At 72.6% G+C, this 19,840-nt stretch carries 19 protein-coding genes; 12 read left to right on the top strand and 7 right to left on the bottom strand.

Annotated elements, in window-relative coordinates:
- Positions 1 to 747 precede the first annotated feature (747 nt).
- Positions 748 to 1,509 (top strand): aminoglycoside phosphotransferase family protein, encoded by a 762-nt coding sequence (locus VG296_RS19310; protein WP_325567511.1) that lies wholly within the window; start codon positions 748 to 750, stop codon positions 1,507 to 1,509.
- 328 nt (positions 1,510 to 1,837) lie between these two features.
- Here the strand turns inward: VG296_RS19310 and VG296_RS19305 are convergent, their stop codons facing one another.
- Complete coding sequence (locus VG296_RS19305; RefSeq protein WP_325567509.1) at positions 1,838 to 2,929, bottom strand: ROK family protein; 1,092 nt, start codon at positions 2,927 to 2,929, stop codon at positions 1,838 to 1,840.
- A gap of 55 nt (positions 2,930 to 2,984) precedes the next feature.
- On the opposite strand from VG296_RS19305, the gene VG296_RS19300 reads away from it, so the two are divergent.
- The 4 genes from VG296_RS19300 to VG296_RS19285 all read left to right on the top strand — a co-directional run bounded on the left by VG296_RS19300 (position 2,985) and on the right by VG296_RS19285 (position 5,952).
- Positions 2,985 to 4,070: a Gfo/Idh/MocA family oxidoreductase gene (locus tag VG296_RS19300; RefSeq protein ID WP_325567507.1), complete on the top strand. Its 1,086-nt coding sequence runs from the start codon at positions 2,985 to 2,987 to the stop codon at positions 4,068 to 4,070.
- On the top strand, positions 4,067 to 4,558 hold the full coding sequence (locus VG296_RS19295; protein ID WP_325567505.1) for a heme-degrading domain-containing protein: 492 nt from the start codon (positions 4,067 to 4,069) through the stop codon (positions 4,556 to 4,558). Before VG296_RS19300 ends, VG296_RS19295 begins: the two co-directional genes overlap by 4 nt.
- 64 nt (positions 4,559 to 4,622) lie before the next feature.
- Entirely contained in the window at positions 4,623 to 5,330 is a 708-nt protein-coding gene (locus VG296_RS19290) for an SDR family NAD(P)-dependent oxidoreductase (RefSeq protein ID WP_325567503.1), read from the top strand.
- Between the two features lie 133 nt (positions 5,331 to 5,463).
- Entirely contained in the window at positions 5,464 to 5,952 is a 489-nt protein-coding gene (locus VG296_RS19285; protein ID WP_325567501.1) for a DUF5990 family protein, read from the top strand.
- Between the two features lie 65 nt (positions 5,953 to 6,017).
- On the opposite strand, the gene VG296_RS19280 is transcribed toward VG296_RS19285, so the two are convergent.
- The 3 genes from VG296_RS19280 to VG296_RS19270 form a co-directional block, all read right to left on the bottom strand.
- Positions 6,018 to 6,497 carry a vitamin K epoxide reductase family protein gene (locus VG296_RS19280; RefSeq protein ID WP_325567499.1) on the bottom strand — a complete coding sequence of 160 codons (480 nt, stop codon included), beginning with the start codon at positions 6,495 to 6,497 and terminating at the stop codon, positions 6,018 to 6,020.
- Positions 6,494 to 7,372, bottom strand: coding sequence for a DUF929 family protein (locus tag VG296_RS19275; protein ID WP_325567497.1), 879 nt, complete (start codon positions 7,370 to 7,372; stop codon positions 6,494 to 6,496). The genes VG296_RS19280 and VG296_RS19275 overlap by 4 nt, the downstream gene beginning before the upstream one ends.
- A gap of 86 nt (positions 7,373 to 7,458) precedes the next feature.
- Entirely contained in the window at positions 7,459 to 8,142 is a 684-nt protein-coding gene (locus tag VG296_RS19270) for a hypothetical protein (protein WP_325567495.1), read from the bottom strand.
- Positions 8,143 to 8,540: 398 nt separating this feature from the next.
- On the opposite strand from VG296_RS19270, the gene lanKC reads away from it, so the two are divergent.
- The 3 genes from lanKC to VG296_RS19255 all read left to right on the top strand — a co-directional run bounded on the left by lanKC (position 8,541) and on the right by VG296_RS19255 (position 14,623).
- A complete protein-coding gene (gene lanKC, locus VG296_RS19265; protein WP_325567493.1) occupies positions 8,541 to 11,201 on the top strand; it encodes a class III lanthionine synthetase LanKC in 2,661 nt (886 codons plus the stop codon).
- 84 nt (positions 11,202 to 11,285) lie between these two features.
- Complete coding sequence (locus tag VG296_RS19260) at positions 11,286 to 11,417, top strand: SapB/AmfS family lanthipeptide (RefSeq protein WP_325567492.1); 132 nt, start codon at positions 11,286 to 11,288, stop codon at positions 11,415 to 11,417.
- A gap of 260 nt (positions 11,418 to 11,677) precedes the next feature.
- Positions 11,678 to 14,623 (top strand): penicillin acylase family protein, encoded by a 2,946-nt coding sequence (locus tag VG296_RS19255; protein ID WP_325567490.1) that lies wholly within the window; start codon positions 11,678 to 11,680, stop codon positions 14,621 to 14,623.
- Between the two features lie 83 nt (positions 14,624 to 14,706).
- Here the strand turns inward: VG296_RS19255 and VG296_RS19250 are convergent, their stop codons facing one another.
- Together VG296_RS19250 and VG296_RS19245 are read right to left on the bottom strand one after the other, a co-directional pair.
- Complete coding sequence (locus tag VG296_RS19250; protein WP_325567488.1) at positions 14,707 to 15,447, bottom strand: class I SAM-dependent methyltransferase; 741 nt, start codon at positions 15,445 to 15,447, stop codon at positions 14,707 to 14,709.
- Positions 15,440 to 15,904 carry a pyridoxamine 5'-phosphate oxidase family protein gene (locus tag VG296_RS19245; RefSeq protein ID WP_325567486.1) on the bottom strand — a complete coding sequence of 155 codons (465 nt, stop codon included), beginning with the start codon at positions 15,902 to 15,904 and terminating at the stop codon, positions 15,440 to 15,442. The genes VG296_RS19250 and VG296_RS19245 overlap by 8 nt, the downstream gene beginning before the upstream one ends.
- An 86-nt stretch (positions 15,905 to 15,990) precedes the next feature.
- Here VG296_RS19245 and VG296_RS19240 point away from each other — a divergent pair, with 86 nt between their 5' ends.
- The 4 genes from VG296_RS19240 to VG296_RS19225 are packed head-to-tail and all read left to right on the top strand — an operon-like array spanning position 15,991 to position 19,037.
- Positions 15,991 to 16,731, top strand: coding sequence for a phytanoyl-CoA dioxygenase family protein (locus VG296_RS19240; protein WP_325567484.1), 741 nt, complete (start codon positions 15,991 to 15,993; stop codon positions 16,729 to 16,731).
- A gap of 52 nt (positions 16,732 to 16,783) precedes the next feature.
- The gene (locus tag VG296_RS19235) at positions 16,784 to 17,578 is read left to right on the top strand and encodes a nucleotidyltransferase domain-containing protein (RefSeq protein WP_325567482.1); all 795 of its coding nucleotides are present in this window, start codon (positions 16,784 to 16,786) and stop codon (positions 17,576 to 17,578) included.
- 2 nt (positions 17,579 to 17,580) lie between these two features.
- The gene (locus VG296_RS19230; RefSeq protein WP_325567480.1) at positions 17,581 to 18,348 is read left to right on the top strand and encodes a class I SAM-dependent methyltransferase; all 768 of its coding nucleotides are present in this window, start codon (positions 17,581 to 17,583) and stop codon (positions 18,346 to 18,348) included.
- Complete coding sequence (locus VG296_RS19225; protein ID WP_325567478.1) at positions 18,345 to 19,037, top strand: phosphotransferase; 693 nt, start codon at positions 18,345 to 18,347, stop codon at positions 19,035 to 19,037. The genes VG296_RS19230 and VG296_RS19225 overlap by 4 nt, the downstream gene beginning before the upstream one ends.
- A 24-nt stretch (positions 19,038 to 19,061) precedes the next feature.
- On the opposite strand, the gene VG296_RS19220 is transcribed toward VG296_RS19225, so the two are convergent.
- Positions 19,062 to 19,709, bottom strand: a complete 648-nt coding sequence (locus VG296_RS19220) for a maleylpyruvate isomerase N-terminal domain-containing protein (protein ID WP_325567476.1) — start codon at positions 19,707 to 19,709, stop codon at positions 19,062 to 19,064.
- Positions 19,710 to 19,840: the final 131 nt, after the last annotated feature.

The raw sequence follows: 19,840 nt of genomic DNA, 5'->3' as shown, positions 1-19,840 counted from the left end.
GTGGGCGCTGGGACAAGCCGCCGGGTTGGTGGGCGGCGGGGCGGCCGTCGAGGGCTGTGACCTGCGGATTGACGGTTTTGCGCGGGCCCGCTGACAGTTTCGCGCGGCTCGGTATGGCTCTGAGCTGGGCGTTGTCAGTTGATGCGGGAAAACTCTGACAGTTTCGTGCGGGCTCACTGACGGTTTCATGCGGCTGCGGGCTCCGCAGGGCGGCAAAACGTGTCATTTCAGGGCTCTGACCTGCAGATTGACAGTGTCATGCGGGCCCGCTGACGACTTGGCGCGGTTCGCGACGCTCCGAGCTGGGCGTTATCAGTCGGTGCGGTCCGCCGCTGACAGTTTCGCGCGGTTCCCCGAGGTTGGCGATCTATCCCGTTTTGCGCCTACACGCCGCTGACCTGCGCATCGACAACTCACGGGGTTTCGGCACTGTCAACTTCGTGCGGCCTCGCAGCTTTGCAGCCTCGACCCCCGATCCCCGGAACGTCCTCCGGGAACCGCAGTCAACATAACTGGAATTATGTTGACTGGGTCCCAGATGGTTCCGGGGCGCCAGTTTTGTACCATTTCCGTATTGCCATTACCGGTAATCCGGCAATGGTGGAGAGGAGTGCTGTGCGCGACAACGGTGTGCGCTCGTCGCGCGGCGCGATGCCGAGGCGATGGCAGAGTTCGACTGTCGTTGTAGGGTGCTGCGGTGTGGGTGAAGGTGAGGCGCTTTTCGGGGGTAGCGGCACTCGGGGGATCGTGCGGATCGGGGACACGGTGCGACGGCCGCTGCGGCCGTTCAGCTTGACGGTGCAGGCGTACTTGGGCCACCTGCGGGACGCCGGGTTCACCGGGGCTCCGGTCCCGCTTGGCGTGGACGGGCGGGGGCGCGAGGTGCTCTCGTTCGTTGCCGGGCAAGTGCACCGGCACCCGCTGCCAGCGCAGGCGGCGGGCCAGGAGGTGCTTGCTGCCCTGGCTCGGCTGATCCGCGCGCTGCACGAGGCGTCGGCCGGGTGGGAGCCGCCGCCTGGCGCGGTGTGGGGCGGAACGCCGACCGACGAGGGACGGGTCACCGAGCGGGCCGAGTTGGTCAGCCACCGTGACTACGCGACGGGCAACGTGGTCTTTCGCGACGGGCTGCCGGCCGCGCTGATCGATTTCGACCTGGCTAAGCCGACCACCCGGCTCTACGACATCGCGAACGCGCTGTGGTACTGGGCTCCGTTCAAATGGGGCGATCCGCGGGACCGAGCGCCTGCGCTGGCGGACGCCGACATCCCGCATCGCGTCGCGGTCTTCGCCGACGCGTATGGCATGACGGCGCGGCAACGCGTGGAGCTTGCACCGCTTGCCGTCGACATGGCGCACCGCTATTACGAGGGTTCCCGCGCCTCGGCCAAGCTGGACCCCGTGTTCCGCAGGCACTGGGAGGACGGCGGCAAGGACGTGCTGGCTCGCGCTGAGGCGTGGCTGCGCGAGACGGGACCGGCGATCACCGCGCGGCTTTGTCGGCCGGGCTGACGCGGGGACAGGGGAACGCGAGAAAACGGGAACACGGGAAAGCGGGACCGTCGGCACATATTCGACCGGCACCCATGGATATCGATAGACCGCTGGATATCGATACACCGCCGATCTCTACGGCAGCAGGCGGCTCTCTACAGCAGCAGGCGGCCATGGGCGGCCATCGACCACGGGATCAGCGGGATCAACGGTTCATCAGCCACGAGGGCCCGTCTGGGACCCCCGGGACCGCCCGCGGCGTCCTGGAGCTGATCTGACGGCCCGACAACTGCGCGCGGCGCAACTGCTCTCAGTGTTCACCGTCGACGCGTCACCGGCTTCGGGTTCAACGGTCGGCGAGGCGGGTGCTGAACAAGGGGCCGAGGACGAGTTCTAGGGCTCCGACGGCGATGGACGCGGCGCCGGCGGGGGCGAGTTCGACGGCTACGTGCTGCCAGTCCGGTTCGGGTAGGCGCGCGAGCAGTTGGGCGGCGACTTCGTTGCGGTAGATCTCCGGTTCGGCGGATACGACGCGGCCGCCGAGGGCGATGCGGTCGATGTCGAGTAGGCGGACGAGGTTCGCGGCGCCGGTGCCCAGCAGGCGTGCCGTTGTGTGGTGGTCGCCGTCGGCGAGGGCGGCCAGGCACAGGGCCTCGAGACAGCCGCGCTGGCCGCAGGTGCATTCGGGGCCGTCGAGTTGGAGCACCTGGTGGCCGAACTCACCCGCGTTGGTCCGCGCGCCGCGGTAGATCGCGCCGTCCAGCAGCAGTCCGGCCCCGACCCCGTCCGCGACGTGCAGGTATGCGGTGCCGCCGGTGCCGGGCAGCGCGAGGGCGGCGGCGTTGGTGTCCTTGTCGACGTGGACCGGCAGCCCGTCGAGCCGCTCGGCGAGCGCGTCTTTGAGCGGGAAGCGGTTCCAGGACGCCAGGCCCGCGGGGCGGTGCAGGATTCCGGAGGCGTAGTCGAGCGGGCCTCGGCAGCCGACGCCGATGCCGAGCACGCGTGATCCGTGCGGGGTCTTGTCGATCGCGGCGCGCGCTTCGGCGGCGAGCAGTTCGACCACGCGCTCGGGGCGCGCGGAGGCGAGTCCGATCGGGTGGGTGGCCTCGTGCCGTACGACGCCCGCGAGGTCGCCGAGCACGACGGTGGTCTCGGCGCGGTCCACGGCCAGCCCGACCGCGTAGCCGGCCTCGGGCCGCAGCCGCAGCAGGGTGCGCGGTTTGCCCCCGGTCGAGGTGCCGCGCCCGGTCTCCTCGACCACGCCGTCGGCCAGCAGCCGGGCGACGATCTTGCTGATCGCCTGCGGCGTGAGCCCGGTCGCGGCGGCGAGCTCCACCCGGCTCCCGCCGCGCGGCGCGGCCCGTAGCAGCCCCATGACCAGGGCCGTGTTGTGGTCCCTGAGTCCGGTGAGATTGGTGCCGGCCGGCTGCGCGTCCATGTGCCCATTGTGCACGGGGCTTGCACTTAAGCAACAGTGTTGCTTAACTCGGGGTATGAGCGACCCCACTCGTCCCCTCCAGGTCGGTCTGGTCGGCTACGGCCTGGCCGGTTCCGTCTTCCACGCGCCCCTGATCGCGAGCACGCCGGGGCTGCGGCTGCGCTCCGTGGTCACCTCCGACCCGGAACGGCGCTCCCAGCTGGCCCGCGAGCATCCGGACGCCCGCGCCGTGGGCAGTGTCGATGAGCTGCTCGCCGATCCGGCCGAACTCGGCCTCGTCGTGGTGGCCTCGCCCAACCGGTCCCACGTGCCGGTGGCGCGCGCGGCGCTGGAGGCCGGGCTGCCGGTCGTGGTCGACAAGCCTCTCTCGGCCACCGCCGCCGAGGCGCGCGACCTGGCGGCGCTGGCCGCGGATCGCGGTCTGCTGCTGACGGTCTTTCAGAACCGGCGCTGGGACGGCGATTTCCGCACCGTCAAGCAGCTGATCGCCGACGGCGCCCTGGGCACGGTGCACCGGTTCGAGTCCAGGTTCGAGCGCTGGCGCCCGGCGCTCAAGGGCGGTTGGCGCGAGTCGTCCGATCCGGTCGAGGCCGGCGGGCTGCTCTACGACCTGGGCAGTCACCTGGTCGATCAGGCGCTGGACCTGTTCGGCCCGGTCGAGACCGTCTACGCCGAGACGGATGCGCGCCGGGCCGGCGCGGCCGTGGACGATGACGCGTTCGTCGCCCTGACCCACGTCAGCGGAGTGCGCTCGCACCTGTGGATGAGCGCGGTCGCGGGACAGTTCGGGCCGCGGCTGCGGGTGCTCGGGGACCGCGGCGCGTACACGGTGTACGGGCTGGACCCGCAGGAGGCGGCGCTGCGTTCCGGGCAGCGGCCGGGCCCCGGCTGGGGCGCGACGCCCGAGAGCGACTGGGGGCTGCTCGGCACGCCCGAGGACGCCCGGCGGCATCCGTCGCTGCCCGGCGACTATCCCGCGTTCTACGCCGCGGTGGCCGCCGCGCTGCGCGGCGGTGCTCCGGCGCCCGTCACCGCCGATGAGGCCGTCGCCGCGCTCACCGTCCTGGAGGCCGCCCGGCGGTCCGCGGCCGAGGGCCGCGCCGTTTCGCTCGCCCCGGCCGAGGGCACGGTGGCCGCGTGAACCCCACCGAGATCGCCGACCTGATCGCCCGCATCGAGGAGCAGGAACGCCGCCTGGTCCTGCCGCGCTTCGACAACGACGACGCCTGGCGCCTGGGCACCGCGCTGGTCGAACTGGCCCGCGCCCGCTCGGCGCCCGTCACCATCGACATCCGCCGCAACGGCCAGCAGCTGTTCCACGTCGCGCTGCCCGGCACCAGCGCCGACAACGATGCGTGGATCGAGCGGAAGGTCCGGACCGTCAACCGCTTCGGCCACGCCTCCTACCTGGTGGGCCTGCGCTTCACGGCGAAGGGCACGACGTTCGAGGCGTCCTCCCGCCTCGACCCGGACACCTACGCGGCCCACGGAGGAGCGTTCCCGCTCACGCTCGCCGGGACCGGCCCCATCGGCACGGTCACGGTCTCCGGACTCCCCCAAAAGGACGACCACGAACTGGTCGTCACCGCGCTCGAGACATACCTCGAGCAGCCCGAACTCCGCGCCTAGGAGTGACGGTCCTAGGGAGCCCGGGGCACTGGCAGCCGCGGGCGGCTCGGCGCAGGGTGGAGTCATGACGACGACATTGATCACCGGAGCGAACAAGGGCATCGGGTACGAGACGGCGCGGCAGCTGCTCGCCGCGGGACACGAGGTGTGGATCGGGAGCCGGGACGCGCAGAAGGGACGCGAGGCCGCCGAGCAGCTGGGCGCGCGCCTGGTGGTGCTGGACGTGACGGACGACGAGTCGGTCGCGGCGGCGGTCAAGACGATCGAGGCCGCGGGCGGACTGGACGTGCTGGTCAACAACGCCGGGATCGAGGCGCGCGGGCCGGGCAACGACGTGATCGGCCCGGCGGAGGTGACCGCGGAGCAGATGCGGACCGTGTTCGAGACGAACGTGTTCGGCACGGTGCGGGTCACCCACGCGTTCCTGCCGCTGCTGGAGCGCTCGGCCGCGCCGGTCATCGTGAACGTGAGCAGCGGCCTGGCTTCGCTGAGCCGGGTCAGCGAGCCGGGCACGCTCACCTACGGCTACCCGGGCGTGGCGTATCCGGCGTCGAAGACGGCGGTGAACATGGTGACCGTGCAGTTCGCGAAGGCGTTCCCGCGGATGCGGATCAACGCGGTCGAGCCCGGGTTCACCAAGACGGACCTCAACGGCAACACCGGTACCCAGACCGTCGAGCAGGGCGCGGCGATCATCGTGCGGATGGCGCGGTCCGCCGCGGACGGCCCGACCGGCGGGTTCTTCAGCGCGGACGGCGAGATCGGCTGGTAGCGGCCGTCCGCGCGGGGCGGGCGATCCCGGTTTCCGGGGGCCGCCCCGCGCGGCTGTCGGTGCGCGCGGTTAGCATCGGAGGCACGGGGCCCGGCGGCGTCGGCGCCGGGCCGGGCTGCGGTGAGGAGCGCGCATGGCGGCGTATCGGGGCAGCGAGGTGATGCTGCGGATCATCGGGACCGACCTTCCCGGGCTCAGGTGTCCGCCGAGCGGGGACTTCCCGGGATACGGCAACATCCACGTGGCGGTGCAGCGCAAGGACGATCCCGGCGAACTGCTCGACCTGCAGCCGGGTGACGCCGAGCGCGTCTCGTGGTCGCTGCCGTGCACGGCGGCGACCAGTACGCAGGAGGGCCTGGTGCTCAACGGCCCCTATATCCAGAACCGGCTCGGCGGACGCTTCGTCTACCTGTCCTGGGTGGACCTCGACGCCGACGGGAAGCCGCGGATGTTCCGCCGCGGGAAGCTGCTGCTGAGCGCGGTCGCCCCGCCGGTGCTGGCCGAGGCGGTCGAGCGCGGGCAGTTGCGGGCCCGGCTGACGATGACGGACGAGAAGGGGCACCCGGTGAGCGCGCGCCTGGTGCCCCCACACGTGCAGTGGAACGCGGAGAACGCGGGATAGCAGCCACAGCGGAAGGGCGCTGCGGGGTGGCGGGCGAACGGCCGTCACCCCGCAGCGCCGTTCGGTCAGGCGGGTTCGGGGATCGCCGCGGTGGCGGCCGTGGCCAGTGCGGTGATCGCGAACAGCGCGACGGCCAGGACGTGCACGACGGTGCACCACAGGCAGATCGCGTCGATCTCGAACAGTTCCGCGTACACGAGCCGGGCGACGAAAAAGACCCCGAGCACCGACAGCAGCAGCCGCACGGTGCGCAGCCACCCGGCGTCGGCCCGCCAGGCGGCGGGCAGTCCGAGGGCGGCCATCGCGGCGAAGAAGAGCAGGCCGAGCAGCGCGACGGGGATGCCGAACAGCAGCGACTCCGGGCTGGTGGTGACCTTCTGGCAGTCGATCGCGCCGGTCGCGGGGCAGGCCAGGGTGACCGACTGCGTGTAGTGGGCGATCGTCAGGTAGGCGGCCCCGGCCAGGCCCGCGGCCGCCGTGACCAGCGTGGCCGGGACGATCCAGGCCGGGAGGCGGAGGGGGTTCGAGGTGCGCGGGGCGTTCACTCGGCCGCCTCCAGGGCTCGGATTCCGGGGCTCTGGCATACGGCGGCGGGCTGGTTGTGCGTCAGTTCGCACAGCTGGCCGGTGATCCGGTTCGCGGTGCCGACGATGGCCTGGGTCGCGGGGCTGCCGGTGTCCGTCAGCCCGGCGGCGATCTGCGTCCACGTCATGCCCGCGAGCAGTTGCGGGCTGTAGCCGGAGCTGCGCAGCATCGTCGCGCCGCCGAGGTCGATGAACGGGATGCCGCCCTGCCCGGCCGACTGCAGAAGCTGCTGCTCGGCCGCGGTCGGGGTCTGCAGCGGGTTGCCGGCCCGGTCGTAGATCTCGACGGGGGTGAAGGCCAGGTACGCGCTGGTGTACGCGGCGTGCAGGAAGGTGAAGGTGTTCGTGTTCGGATACACGTCGGTGGAGGTGGATTCGGTCAGGGCGAGGCCGGTGAACGTGCCGAAGCGGCTGAGCGCGAGGACGAGCGGCCAGCGTTGCGCGGCGCAGTACGGGCAGTATTCGGCGCCGAGGTAGAGGACTTCGGGTTTGCCGCCGACCGTCATGGCGCTGCCGCCGGGGACCGGTTCGGCCTGCGCGGTGGTGCCGCCGGTCCCGACGGCCGCGTACACGGCGGACGGCACGCTGGTGGCGCGGGTGACGACGACGCCGGTGGTGCTCGGGTTCGCGGCGTTCGCGGCCGCGGCGGGGCTCGACGGGTGGCCGGTGTCGGCCTTGGCGATGACGAGGGCTGCGAACAGGGCGACGACCAGGGCGATGGCGACGAGCGCGGCACGCCGCTGGCGGTGCCGCTTGGCGGCCACGGCCTGCTGGTGGGCGACGCGGCGGGCTCGGGTCGAGCCGCGCCGGGGCGCGGCGGGCTGGGAGGTGCTCACGGGTACTCCTGACTGCGCGTGAGAAGAAAGGGGGGAAGGCGGCCTGGCCGTCCGCCGCCGTCACGGGCAGTGCGGGAGGGCCGGGCCTAACCGGGCGCGGTGCAGGAGAACGCGGGCGGCCCGCGGCGCACGAGGGCGTGCCGCAGGTCGAGCCGCTTCGGGCGGATCCGCGAGGCGGCCCGTGCAGTGGGCGCGAGCCGGGCGGGCCGCGGCGCGGCGAGCCGGGTGAGCGCGCGGGCGAACACCGGCCACCAGCGGCGCAGTACCGCCGCGAGCGCAGCGAGCCCGGCAGGCTGCTCACGCAGCGTCAGTTGCGCGTGCTCGCCGCCGGTCAGGCAGATCGCGCTGACGAGCGCGACCACGAGTTGCGCGAGCAGCAGCGCGAGCCCGACGTGCAATGCGCCGTCGGGGGCGAGCGTGGCCGGGGCGGGGGCCGCGGTGCGCGCGCAGCTGAGGCTCTCCCCCATCGGCGGCAGCGCCCGGATCAGGCCGCAGCCGCGCAGCACGCCCTGGTCGACCTGCGCGAGGGAGAACCAGTAGTCGAGCCCGACCTGAACGACGACCGTGAAGGCGCCGATCCCGGCCAGGCCGTGCACGCGTCGTCCGCCGAGCCAGGCCAGCGGGTAGACGGCGGCGAGCGCGGCGAGCACCGCCCACAGCGGGGCCGAGCCGCGTCCGACGACCGCGAAGGTGACCGCGGACAGCAGCACGCACGCCGCGGCGAACACGGCGGAGCGCAGCGCGCGGGGACAGAGCCCTTCATCGGTCATGGCGCGTTCATCGTGCCACGCGGGGCGGCCGGGCGGGGCCGCGGGGCCTTGTTCTTTCCGGGAATTCTCAGCATCGGTCCCGGGCGCGCGCGGCGGTGGTCTTTCCGCGCGCCGACCGCTGGAACACGCGTACGAGCCGCGCGAACAGGTGTAGTACCACAGATGCGCTGGCCAGCGGCGGCGGACGGCCGCGTATCCGTGCGCGGCCGGCAGCGGCGGTTCATTCTTCAGGGCGGGCCGCACCCGGCCAGGGGCGCGTTCGCCGGGCGCGCGCTGTCTTGCTGGGCATGCTCGCGGACTGAGATAACTTGCGCCGGGCGGGACGGACCGGCTCCCGGCTCCGCGGTGGTCACGCAGGTGGGGCGCTGATGCGCCGCCACGAGGGGAGAGGATGACGCATGGACAAACGGTACGAGGCGTACTGCCTGACCGATCCGCTCTTCTACGACCACCCCGCCGCGAGACAGGACACCGCGGCCGTCTTCGAGCACGTACGACGCCCGGTGCCGGACGGCTGGAGCGCGGCCGAGACCGGCGACTGGCGGCATCTGCTGCCCGCCGAGCACGCGCTGCCGGATCAGGGCTGGAAGATCCACGTCTCCGCGACGCCCGACTCGGCCGGGGCGGTGCTCGACGCCGTGTGGGAGCACTGCGTCGCCGCCGGGCTGGCGTTCAAGTTCCTGAGCTCGCCGACCGCGCTGTTCCTGCGCAACTCCAAATACGCCGAGCGCGGCTCCTCGGGGAAGTTCGCTACCGTCTACCCCGCCGACGAGGACGAACTCGAACGCACCCTCAAGCAGCTCGACGACGTGCTCGCCGGGCAGCCGGGCCCGTACATCCTCAGCGATCTGCGCTACGCGGCCGGACCCCTGTACCTGCGCTACGGCGCGTTCACCGCGCGCCGCTGCCAGGACGAGTCCGGCGAGTCGGTGCCCGCGATCGCCGACCCGACCGGACGGCTGGTGCCGGACCGGCGCGGCCCGGCGTTCGCGCCGCCCCCGTGGGTGCGGCTGCCGGACTTCCTCGCCCCGCACCTGCAGGCGCGCGGCGCCGATTCGCTCGCGGATCTGCCGTACACGATCGAGAAGGCGCTGCACTTCTCGAACGGCGGCGGGGTGTATCAGGGCACGGACAAACGCAACGGCCGGAAGGTGGTGCTCAAGGAGGCCCGTCCGCACGCGGGCCTGATCGGGGACGGCCGGGACGCGGTCGCCCGGCTCGAGCGGGAGCGCGAGGTGCTGCGCCTGGTCGCGGGCAGCGGCGCCGGCCCGGAGGTCTTGGACTGGTTCGAGCTCGGCGAGCACCGGTTCCTGGTGCTCGAGTTCGTCGAGGGCCGCACCCTGAACACGGTGTTCGGCGAGCGGTTCCCGCTGATCGGGCGCGCCCCGGACCCGGCGGTACTGCGCGCGTACACGGCGTGGGCGCTCGGGATCCAGGTGAAGGTGGAGAAGGCGGTCGCGGCGCTGCACGAGCGCGGGGTGGTGTTCAACGACCTGCACCTGTTCAACATCATGGTGCGCCCGGACGACTCGGTGACGCTGATCGACTTCGAGGTCGCCGCGCCGCTCGCGCAGGCCGGCCGGCAGCTGCTGGCCGCGCGCGGGTTCGCGGCTCCGCGCGGGGTGACCGGGCCCGCCGTCGACGACTACGCGCTCGCCTGCCTGCGCCTGGCGCTGTTCCTGCCGCTGACCGGGCTGCTGCCGCTCGACCGCGGCCGGGCGCGGGCGCTGGCCGACGCGATCCGCGGCGAGTTCCCGGGGATACCGTCCGAGTTCCTGGACGAGGCCGTGCGCAGGATCGGCGCGGCCGAGCCCGCCGGGCAGCGCACGCCGGCCGGTGTTCCGGCGCGCGCGGTGGACGCGCCGATCACCGGCGGGGACTGGCCGAGGGCGCGTTCCGCGATGAGCGCGGCGATCGCCGCGATGGCCTCGCCGGAGCGCGCCGACCGGCTCTTCCCCGGGGACATCCGGCAGTTCGCGCACCCCGGCGCCGGGCTCGGGATCGCGCACGGCGCGGCCGGGGTGCTCTACGCGCTGCACGCGGCGGGCGCGCAGGTGCCCGCCGAATACGAGCACTGGCTGCTGCGTCGCGCCGCCGAGCCGCCGCGCGATATCCGGCTCGGCTTCTACGACGGCGTGCACGGGATCGCGTACGTGCTCGACCTGCTCGGGCACCGGGACGCCGCGCTGCGCCTGGTGGATCTGGCGCTGGCCGAGCGCTGGCAGCGGCTGGGGCCGGATCTGACGGAGGGTCTGGCCGGGGTGGGCCTGAACCTGCTGCACTTCGCCGGGCGCGTCGGGGACCGCGGGCTGTACGGCGCGGCGATCGAGGCGGGGCGGCTGGCGACCGAGCTGCTCGCGCAGCAGGACGCCGCCCGGGCCGGGGGCGGCCGCGGCACCCGGGTTTCCGGTCCGGCCGGGCGCGCGGGGCTGCTGCGCGGGGCGAGCGGACCGGCGCTGCTGTTCCTGCACCTCTACGAGCACACCGGTGAGCAGGACTGGCTGGTCCGCGCCCGCTCGGCGCTGCGGATGGACCTGGCGTGCTGCACGATCTCCGATCGCGACGGGTCGATGCGGGTCAACGAGGGCTGGCGGGCGCTGCCGTATCTCGGCGAGGGCGGCGCCGGGATCGGGTTCGTGCTGCGCCGGTATCTGACGCACCGTGACGACGAGGGCCTGCGCGCCGCGGCGCGGGCGGTCCGGCGCGCCTCGGCCTCCCGCTTCTACGCCCAGTCCGGGCTGTTCAGCGGGCGCGCCGGGCTGGCGCTGGCCCTCGCCGACGAGCGGGACTGGTCCGCGGCGCGGGTCGCGGCCGGCGAGCAGCCCGGCCTCGAGCACGCGGCCGAGGACGACGCCGGCGCGCTGGCGCTCGACCAGGCGCGCCGCCTGGCCTGGCACGCCGTCGGCTACCGCGGCGGGCTCGCGTTCCCCGGCGACCAGCTGCACCGGCTCTCGGCCGACCTGGCGACCGGCGGCGCCGGGGTGCTGCTCGCGGTCGGCGCCGTGCACGGCGAGCCGGGTGCCCGCCTGCCGTTCCTCGGCCCGCGCGCGGCCGCCTGAGTCTCCCCCGGAGGCCCTTCCGGGGGGTGCGGAAAACGCAGTGAACGCAGTATCCGGATACACCAGAACACAGGAGGAACGACCATGTCCGTGCTCGACCTGCAGACCCTGGAAACCCCGCGCGAGTCCTGGGGCGGCGGCCACGGCGGTGAGGGCGGCAGCGAGCTGAGCCTGCTGCTGTGCGACAGCGCCCTGAGCGTGACGCTCTGCCTGTAGCTCCCGTCCGGTTCCTCTCGTACTGACTACTGACTACTGATGCGCGACCGCGGCCGGTCTGTGAACCTCCTACGCTCACAGGCCGGCCGCGGCGCGCGTTCAGCGTACGACGCCGTGCTTGAACGAGGGTTCGCGTTCATGTTTTTACCGTGAGCAGGGGCGTGCTTGGCAGACACTTGACCTTACCCGGCAGTAAGTTGACGGATCGCCAGGCTCCCGTAACTTCCCGTGCACTCCCACATGCCCCGGGAGAATTATCTATGCGTCCCTACCGCTCCGTACTCCCACGCCCCGCCGGCCGGCGCACGCGGCTGTTCGCCGCGGCCGCCGCCGTCGCGCTCGCCGCGTCGACCGCCACCGGAGCGGCCGCCGCCGCCCCGCACCCCCAGGCCAACGCCCTGTCCGTCGTCGACGACTGCTCGGGCCAGTGCTACGACATCCTGCCGCCCGGCGAGAACGGCAACGAGACGCTCGCCCAGATCCTGCTGTTCAAGGTCTTCGGCACCCAGCCCTCGAACGCCGACGACCAGCTCGGCCCGTACCAGAACCTCGTCACGGCATCCACCGGCCTGACGGACTCGCAGATCAACCAGTTCTACAACTCCTCCGCGCTCGGCGTGCCCTCCGCCGACGTGCAGTCCACCGAGTCCCCGGAGACCGGCGTCACCATCGTGTTCGACGACTCCGGCATCCCGCACATCACCGGCACCACGCGCGCCGAGGCCGAATACGGCGCCGGATACGCCGGCGCCCAGGAGCGGCTGTGGGTCATGGACCTGCTGCGGCACCTCGGCCGCGGCGACCTGACCTCGTTCGCCGGCGGCAACCCCAGCAACCAGGGGCTCGAGCAGAACCTGTGGCACGGCGCCCCCTACACCGCCGCCGACCTGCAGACGCAGGTCGCCTCGCTGGCCGCCGCGGGCAGCAACGGCGCGCAGGTCAAGACCGACATCGACAACTACCTGACGGGCATCAACGCGTACATCTCCGCGGTCACCGCCGCCAACGACTTCCCCGGCGAATACGACCTCACCGGCCAGTCGATGCAGCCGTTCACCGAGACCGACCTGATCGCGATCGCGGACGTCGTCGGCGCGCTGTTCGGCAACGGCGGCGGCGCACAGCTGCAGTCCGCGCTCGTCAAGCAGGCCGCCGAAGCCGAGTACGGCACCGCGGCGGGCGACGCGCTGTTCAACGGGCTGCGCGAGCAGAACGACCCGGAGGCGACGCTCACCATCCACAACGGCGCCACCTTCCCCTACGGCGAGGCGACCGGCGAGAACGGCCTCGCGATGCCCGACCCGGGCTCGGTGCAGGCCGTGAACATCGTGCAGAACGCCACCGGCACCGGCGTCCCGCCCGCCGCGGCGAAAACCTCCGCGTCCTCCGCCAAGACGGCGACCGCGAGCAGCGCGCAGATGGCGGCGCAGGTCGCGAAGCTGCAGAAGAAGCTGCCGGCGTCGCTGCGCTCCAGCGCCGCCAAGCTCGTCGGAATGGACGACAACGGCGCGATGCCCGGCGTGACCGTGCCCGCCCCCGGCCAGCAGCATCCGGGCATGTCGAACGCGCTGGTGGTGTCCGGCAAGGACACCGCGTCCGGCAACCCGGTCGCCGTGTTCGGCCCGCAGACCGGCTACTTCGCACCGCAGCTGCTGATGCTCGAAGAGGTCGAAGGGCCGGGCCTGAGCGCGCGCGGCGCGTCGTTCGCGGGCCTGAACATGTACGTGGAGCTGGGCCGCGGCCCGAGCTACGCGTGGTCGGCGACCTCCGGCGAGCAGGGCACCTCGGACACCTTCGCCGTGCAACTGTGCAACACCGACGGCTCGAGCCCGACGACGAGTTCGACCGCGTACCTGGACAACGGCGTGTGCACCCCGATGACGAAGCTCAGCCAGGCCGACTCGTGGAGCCCGACGATCGCCGACGGCACCGCCGCCGGGTCGTACAACCTGGTGATGTACCGCACGAAATACGGGCTCGTCGACTACACGGCGACCATCGGCGGCAAACCCGTGGCGTACACGGTGCAGAGATCGCAGTACATGCACGAGGCGGACTCGGCGATCGGGTTCATGCTGTTCAACAACCCCACCCTGATGTCCACGGCAGCGGGGTTCGAGACCGCGGCCTCGAACGTGAACTTCGACTTCAACTGGTTCTACGTCAACTCCGCGCACACCGCGTACTTCAACTCCGGCCAGAACCCGGTGCGAGCCGCTGGCACCGACCCGAACCTGCCGCTGTGGGGCACGAGCGCGGACGAGTGGACGAACTGGAACCCGACCACGTACACCGAATCCGACACGCCGATGTCGGCGCACCCGAACTCGACGGATCAGGACTACTACGTCAGCTGGAACAACAAACAGGCCCTCGACTACAGCGCCGCCGACGGAAACTACAGCTGGGGCCCGGTGCAGCGCGTGGACCTGCTCAACACCGGGATCGAGAACTATCTCGCGACCGGCGCGAAGTTCACCGAGTCCTCGCTGATCCGGGTCATGGAGACCGCGGCCACGACGGACCTGCGCGGCCAAGAGGTGCTGCCGCTCGCGCTGGATGTGATCAACTCCTCGACGGTCACTGACCCGACGCAGGCCGCGCTCGTCGCGGAGCTGACGTCGTGGGCGAACTCCGGCAGCCGGATCCTGCCGACCTCGCAGGGTGCGCAGACCTTCCAGAACTCCGCGGCGATCCAGCTGATGGACGCCTGGTGGCCGCTGCTGCTGCAGGCCGAGTTCCAGACCGGGATGGGCGCGGGACTGTTCGCCGCGACCATCGCGGACATGCAGACCAACGAGTCGCCCTCCGGCGGGCAGGAGATCTCGGTCCCCGGCTCGACCTCGTCGTCCAGCAACCAGGCGCAGCCGCACAAGGGCTCCTCGTTCCAGTTCGGCTGGTGGGGCTACGTCAGCAAGGACCTGCGCAGCGTGCTCGGGCAGAGCGTGTCCGACCCGCTGTCGGTGAAGTACTGCGGCTCCGGCAGCCTGAGCGCGTGCCGCACGGCGCTGCTGAACTCGCTGGTCGCCGCGTCGCAGGAGTCGGCGTCCACGGTCTACCCGGCGGACTCGTACTGCTCGGCCGGCAACCAGTGGTGCGCGGACAGCATCATCCAGTCGCCGCTCGGCGGGATCACGCACGCCGCGACGACCTGGCAGAACCGGCCCACGTTCCAGCAGGTGGTGTCGTTCACCTCGGGCGGGTGACGGTTCGTTGAGCACGCGTGTGCCGGGTCCGGTCCGCCGGGCCCGGCACACGCGCGTCCGGGCGTTTCCGCCGGGCGGCCTTGCTACGCGGTTTCCGGTGCGGCGTGCTGCTCGGCGCGGGCGATGACGTAAGCCTGGCCGGTCTTCTCCGGGCCGGCCTGAGCGCGGGTCAGGCGCGCGACCGGTTCGAATCCGGCGGCGGCCAGGTCGTCCTCGACGCGGTCGGGCTGGAGCCGGTACGCGTCCAGGCGCAGGCCGCTGTGCCCGTACGCGTCGGTGATCACCCGGCGTTCGTCGCCGACCTGGAACGCGAGCAGCAGATGCCCGCCCTGTGTGAGGGCGCGGTGGAACCCGCGGTAGACGGCGCGGTGTTCGGCGGGCGGGACGTGGATGACGGAGTACCAGGCGACGAGGCCGTCGAGCTGATGGTCCGGCAGGTCGAGCGCGGTCATCGATCCGACGGTGAACGAGATTCCGCGGTGCCGGCGCCGCGCCTCGTCGACCATGGCCGGGGACAGGTCGATCCCCGCCGCGGCCAGGCCCAGGCCCGCGAGGTGCGCGGTGACCCGGCCCGGGCCGCAGCCGACCTCGACCACGCGCGGCGCGTCCGTCTGCCTCTCGTCCCCGCTGTCGGCGGCTCCGACGAGCTCCGCGTAGAGGGCGAGGACGGCGCGGTCGAAGGGCTGCTGCGCGAGGTGGTCGGCGAGCAGGTCCGCGTAGCTCACGGCGACCGTGTCGTACGCGGCGCGCGTGGCGGTCAGGAATCCGTTGCCAGTGGTGTCAGTGGCGTCAACGGTGTCAGGGGTGTCGGTGGTGTCAGACAAGCCAGCCGCCTTCACGCATCAGGGTCCTGCCCTTGAGCTCGTTCTCCTCACGCCACGCCTGGATACGCACCGGCGTGACCTCGAAGAACGCGTACGCGCCGCCGGCGCTGGTGTCCTTGCGCGGGTCCCACGTGTGCTTCGCGGCGAACGGGTCGGCGAGCCCGGCGGGCACCAGTTCGCTGCTGTACGCGCGCACCCGGCCGTCGATCATCACGACGTCGCGGGTGCCGCCGAGCGCGATGCGCACCGCGCCGCCGGCGCCGAGGTTGCGCCCGGTGGGGCTCGCGGCCGGGGTCGAGAGCACGAGCACGCTGCCGGTCCAGGCGAACGACAGCGGGATCAACGCCGGCCCGCCCTCAAGGCTGGCGGTCGCGACCCACACGTCCGGCTCGGACTCGAGCAGGTGCAGCACGTGCTCCTTGCGCTCGGCGGCGCCGCGCGGCGGCGGATTGGTCATGCACGGCACGCTAGCAGCCGCCTCGGACAGGCCCGCGGAGTAAAACGGTTTGCCTGCCCGCGGCCGGCTTTGCTGAACTGGCGGCCATGGCCACCGACACCGTCACCGTCACGGACACGATGCGGCGCAGCTTCCGCGAGCAGGGGTACGTGGTGATCCCCGGCGTGCTGACGGACGCTCAGCTCGCACGCGGCCGCGCCCTGGTCGAGCGGCAGTTGGCCGCCGATCCCGCGCCGCCCGGGCACCTCGGCCACCTCGCCCGCTGGCCGCGCTTCACCGACACCGGGCCGAATCCGCTGCTCGAGTTCTACCGCGAGGCCGGGGTCGCGCGGCTCGCGGCGCAACTGCTGCGCGCGGACCTCCCGCCGCTGGAACCCGATTTCGCGCAGGTCGCCGTCACGATCCCGCCGTGGCCGCACCGCCCGGGCGGACCACACCTCGACGGACTCACGCCGATGCCGGCCGACGGGCTTCCGGGCACGTTCTCGCTGCTGGCCGGGGTGTGGCTGAGCGACCAGTCCGCGCCGCACCACGGCAACCTGTGGGTGTGGCCCGGCACGCACCTGCGCGCGGGCGCCTACTTCGCGAAGCACGGCCCGGACGCGATCACCCGCGTCGACGAACTCGGGCCTGGACCGTACCCGGCGGTGGACCTCGGCGAGCCGGCGCAGGCGATGGGACCGGCCGGGAGTGTGCTGTTCGCGCACTATTTGCTCGCGCACAACAGGCGGCCACAAACGACGGCCCGGCCGACGCGGCGTGGCGCCGCACGCTCTACTACCGGCTCGCTACCGTCGGGCACAGGCGGCGCTGGCGCACGATCGTGACCGAGCCGCTGCACGAATTTCGATGACGGGTTCCTGACGGGTGGCGGGCGGAATGCTGCAACTGGAGTTGATCGAGCGCGTTCGGGCCGCGTGCCTGGCCGATCCCGGGCTGGACGCGGCGCTGATGTACGGCTCGTTCGCCAAGGGCGAGGCCGATGAGCACAGCGACATCGAGTTCTGGCTCTTCTTCACCGCCGCCGCGCGCGCCCGGCTGGATCCGGCGCAGTGGTGCGCGCGGATCGCGCCGGTCAGCTACGTGATGCGCAACGAGTTCGGCGCGCACGTCGCGTTCTTCCCGCACCTGGTGCGCGGCGAATTCCACTTCGCGACCGTGGACCACTACGGCGCCGTGGCGCTGTGGCCGGAGCGGGGCGCACCGGTGGACCGGATGATCGTGCTCGACCGCTCGGGCCGCCTGGAACGGCTGCTCAGCGCCCTGCCGGAACGCTCGAAGAAACCGGCCGGCCCGTCGGCGGCGGTCGCCGAGCACTGCGACCGGTTCATCAACTGGCTCACACTCACCTACCACCTCGTCGAGCGCGGCGAGCTGCTGCGCGCCTGGGACGCGCTCGGCCACGTGCAGCGGCACCTGGTGTGGATGGCGCGGCTCGCCGAGGACGAGACAGTCCACTGGCTCACCCCGTCGCGCGCGGCCGAGCGGGAACTGTCGCCGCGCACCGTACGGGGTCTCGCGGCGGCGACCTCGGGCGCGGACGAGGCGGGGCTTCGCGCCGCGTTGCGCTCCGCGCTCGCCGAAGGGCGCCGGACCTGGGAGGCGATCGGCGGCCCGCTGCCGCTCGCGCTATTTCAGGAGCTTTCCGCGGCCATCGATGCCTATCATCAGTGACCATGCCAGCACCCTCGCGTACGTTCGAAGATCTCCTCGCCGAGGCCGAAGCGGTCTCGGTGGACGGCTGGGACTTCTCCTGGCTCGAGGGGCGCGCCACCGAGCAGCGCCCCTCCTGGGGCTATCAGCGTCTGATGGCCCGGCGGCTCGCGACCGCGAACGCCGCGCTGGACATCCAGACCGGCGGCGGCGAGGTGCTCGCGGGAGCCGAGAAGCTGCCGCCGGTGACGGCCGCGACCGAGTCGTGGCCGCCGAACCTCGCGAAGGCCACCCGGCTGCTGCGCCCGCGCGGCGTCGTCGTGGTCGCCGACGCCGACGAGCCGCCGCTGCCGTTCGCCGACGAGGCCTTCGACCTGGTGACGAGCCGTCACCCGGTGCGCGCCCACTGGCCGGAGATCGCGCGCGTGCTCGAACCGGGCGGCACGTACCTCTCGCAGGAGGTCGGGCCGCGCAGCGTCGCGGAGGTGACCGAGTTCTTCATGGGCCCGCAGCCCGAGAAAGACCTCAGCTCCCGGCATCCCGACTTCGCCCGCGCCGACGCCGAGAAGGCCGGGCTGGAGGTCGTCGACCTGCGCTACGAGCAGCTGTGCACCGAGTTCTTCGACGTCGGCGCCATGGTCTACTTCCTGCGCAAGGTGATCTGGATCGTCCCCGGCTTCACCGTCGAGCGCTACCGCGACCGGCTGCGCGCCCTGCACGAGCAGATCCAGGCCGAGGGCCCGTTCACCGCCACCACCACCCGCTTCCTGATCGAGGCCCGCAAGCCATGACCGAGCTGCCCCTGCTCGCGCACGGCCGCGACGCCGACGTCTACGCCCTCGACGACGCGCGTGTGCTGCGCCGCTACCGCAACCCGGCGCACAGCAACACGCACATGGAGGCGAAGGTGATGGAATACGTCGGCTCCCGCGGCTACCCCGTGCCGCGCGTGCACGACGCCACCGCCACCGACCTCGTGATGGACCGGCTGCACGGCCCGACCCTCATGCAGGCCTGGCAGGCGCGGCCGTGGCGCATAGCGCGCTACGCGGGCCAACTGGCCGAGCTGCACGACCGGCTCGGCGCCGTCCCCGCCCCCGACTGGCTCCCCGCGCCCTGGACGCTCCCCGAGCGCGACGGCGACGCGATGCTGCACCTGGACCTGCACCCGCTCAACGTGATCCTCACCCCCGACCGCGGCCCGGTGGTCATCGACTGGACGAACGCGGCCGCCGGCGACCCCGCCTTCGACCTCGCCCGCACCATCGTCACCATCGGCACCGCCGACCTGCCGCCGAGCCCCATCGTCGCCGCACGCCGCCTGTACCTGCGCGCCCTGCGCCGAGCCAGCGCGACCGACCCGGCACCCCGCATGGCCGACGCCGCCCGCGGCAAGCTAGCCGAGCCCAACACCAGCGAAGCCGAAGGCGCCCGGCTGCGCGCGATCATCGCGCGGGCCGAGCGCCGACGGTCGGACTAGAAGCCGGACTGGAAGCGGACTGGATCAGAACGCGGAGACGGTCCCCGGGGCCCGCTCGGCACGCGAGAGGGCGCGCAGCACCGGGATCGGGCCGTGCCGGCGCACGGCCAGCGGCGCCAGCAGCCCGATCACCCGCGCATACGCCGTCTCCGGCGCCGGCGGCGTCTCCACGCCGACGCTCACCGCGAGATCGTCGGTGTGGATCAGCAGTTCCAGCACGCGCGTGGCCAGCACGTCGCCGGCCGCCATCGCACGCCCCTCGATCCACGGCATCGCGATCACCTCCTCCGGCGAAAGAGACGCGAACCGCTCCGCCAGGAACGCCCGCGCCTCCCGCGTCAACCGCTGCACCTCGGCCGCACCGGCTTCCGCGCGCTTCTCGCTGCCGTCCCGGATCCCCGCGTTCACCGGCGCATCCAAATCCGCGCCGATCCACGCCGCCTGCTCGTAGTGCGCGTACAGCGCCGTCACCTCCACCCCCGCCGCCGGGCGCTCGGACTCCACCGCCCAGCGCGCCGACTGCACCTGCCAGCCCAGGTGCGCCGCCAACCCGCCGACCGTGAGCCCCTCGCACGCGCTCGGCTCCGCCCAACGGCCCGTCACCTCGGCCGATTCCAACAACCCGATCGCGGCATCGGACGCCGCCAGAAAATCATCGAAGATCTTCGCCATGGGCAGGAGACTACGCGCACGAACATTTGTACGCTAGAAAATCGCAACCGCCCCACGGCGCGCCCCCGGACCGGTATCCTCGCACCCACGATGCCACTCCCGCCGCGCCGCCCCGACGAGGAGACCCACGC

The sequence above is a fragment of the Actinospica sp. genome (genome assembly GCF_035552695.1).
Lineage (GTDB): Bacteria > Actinomycetota > Actinomycetes > Streptomycetales > Catenulisporaceae > Actinospica.
This window is presented reverse-complemented; position numbering and strand designations above follow the sequence as displayed.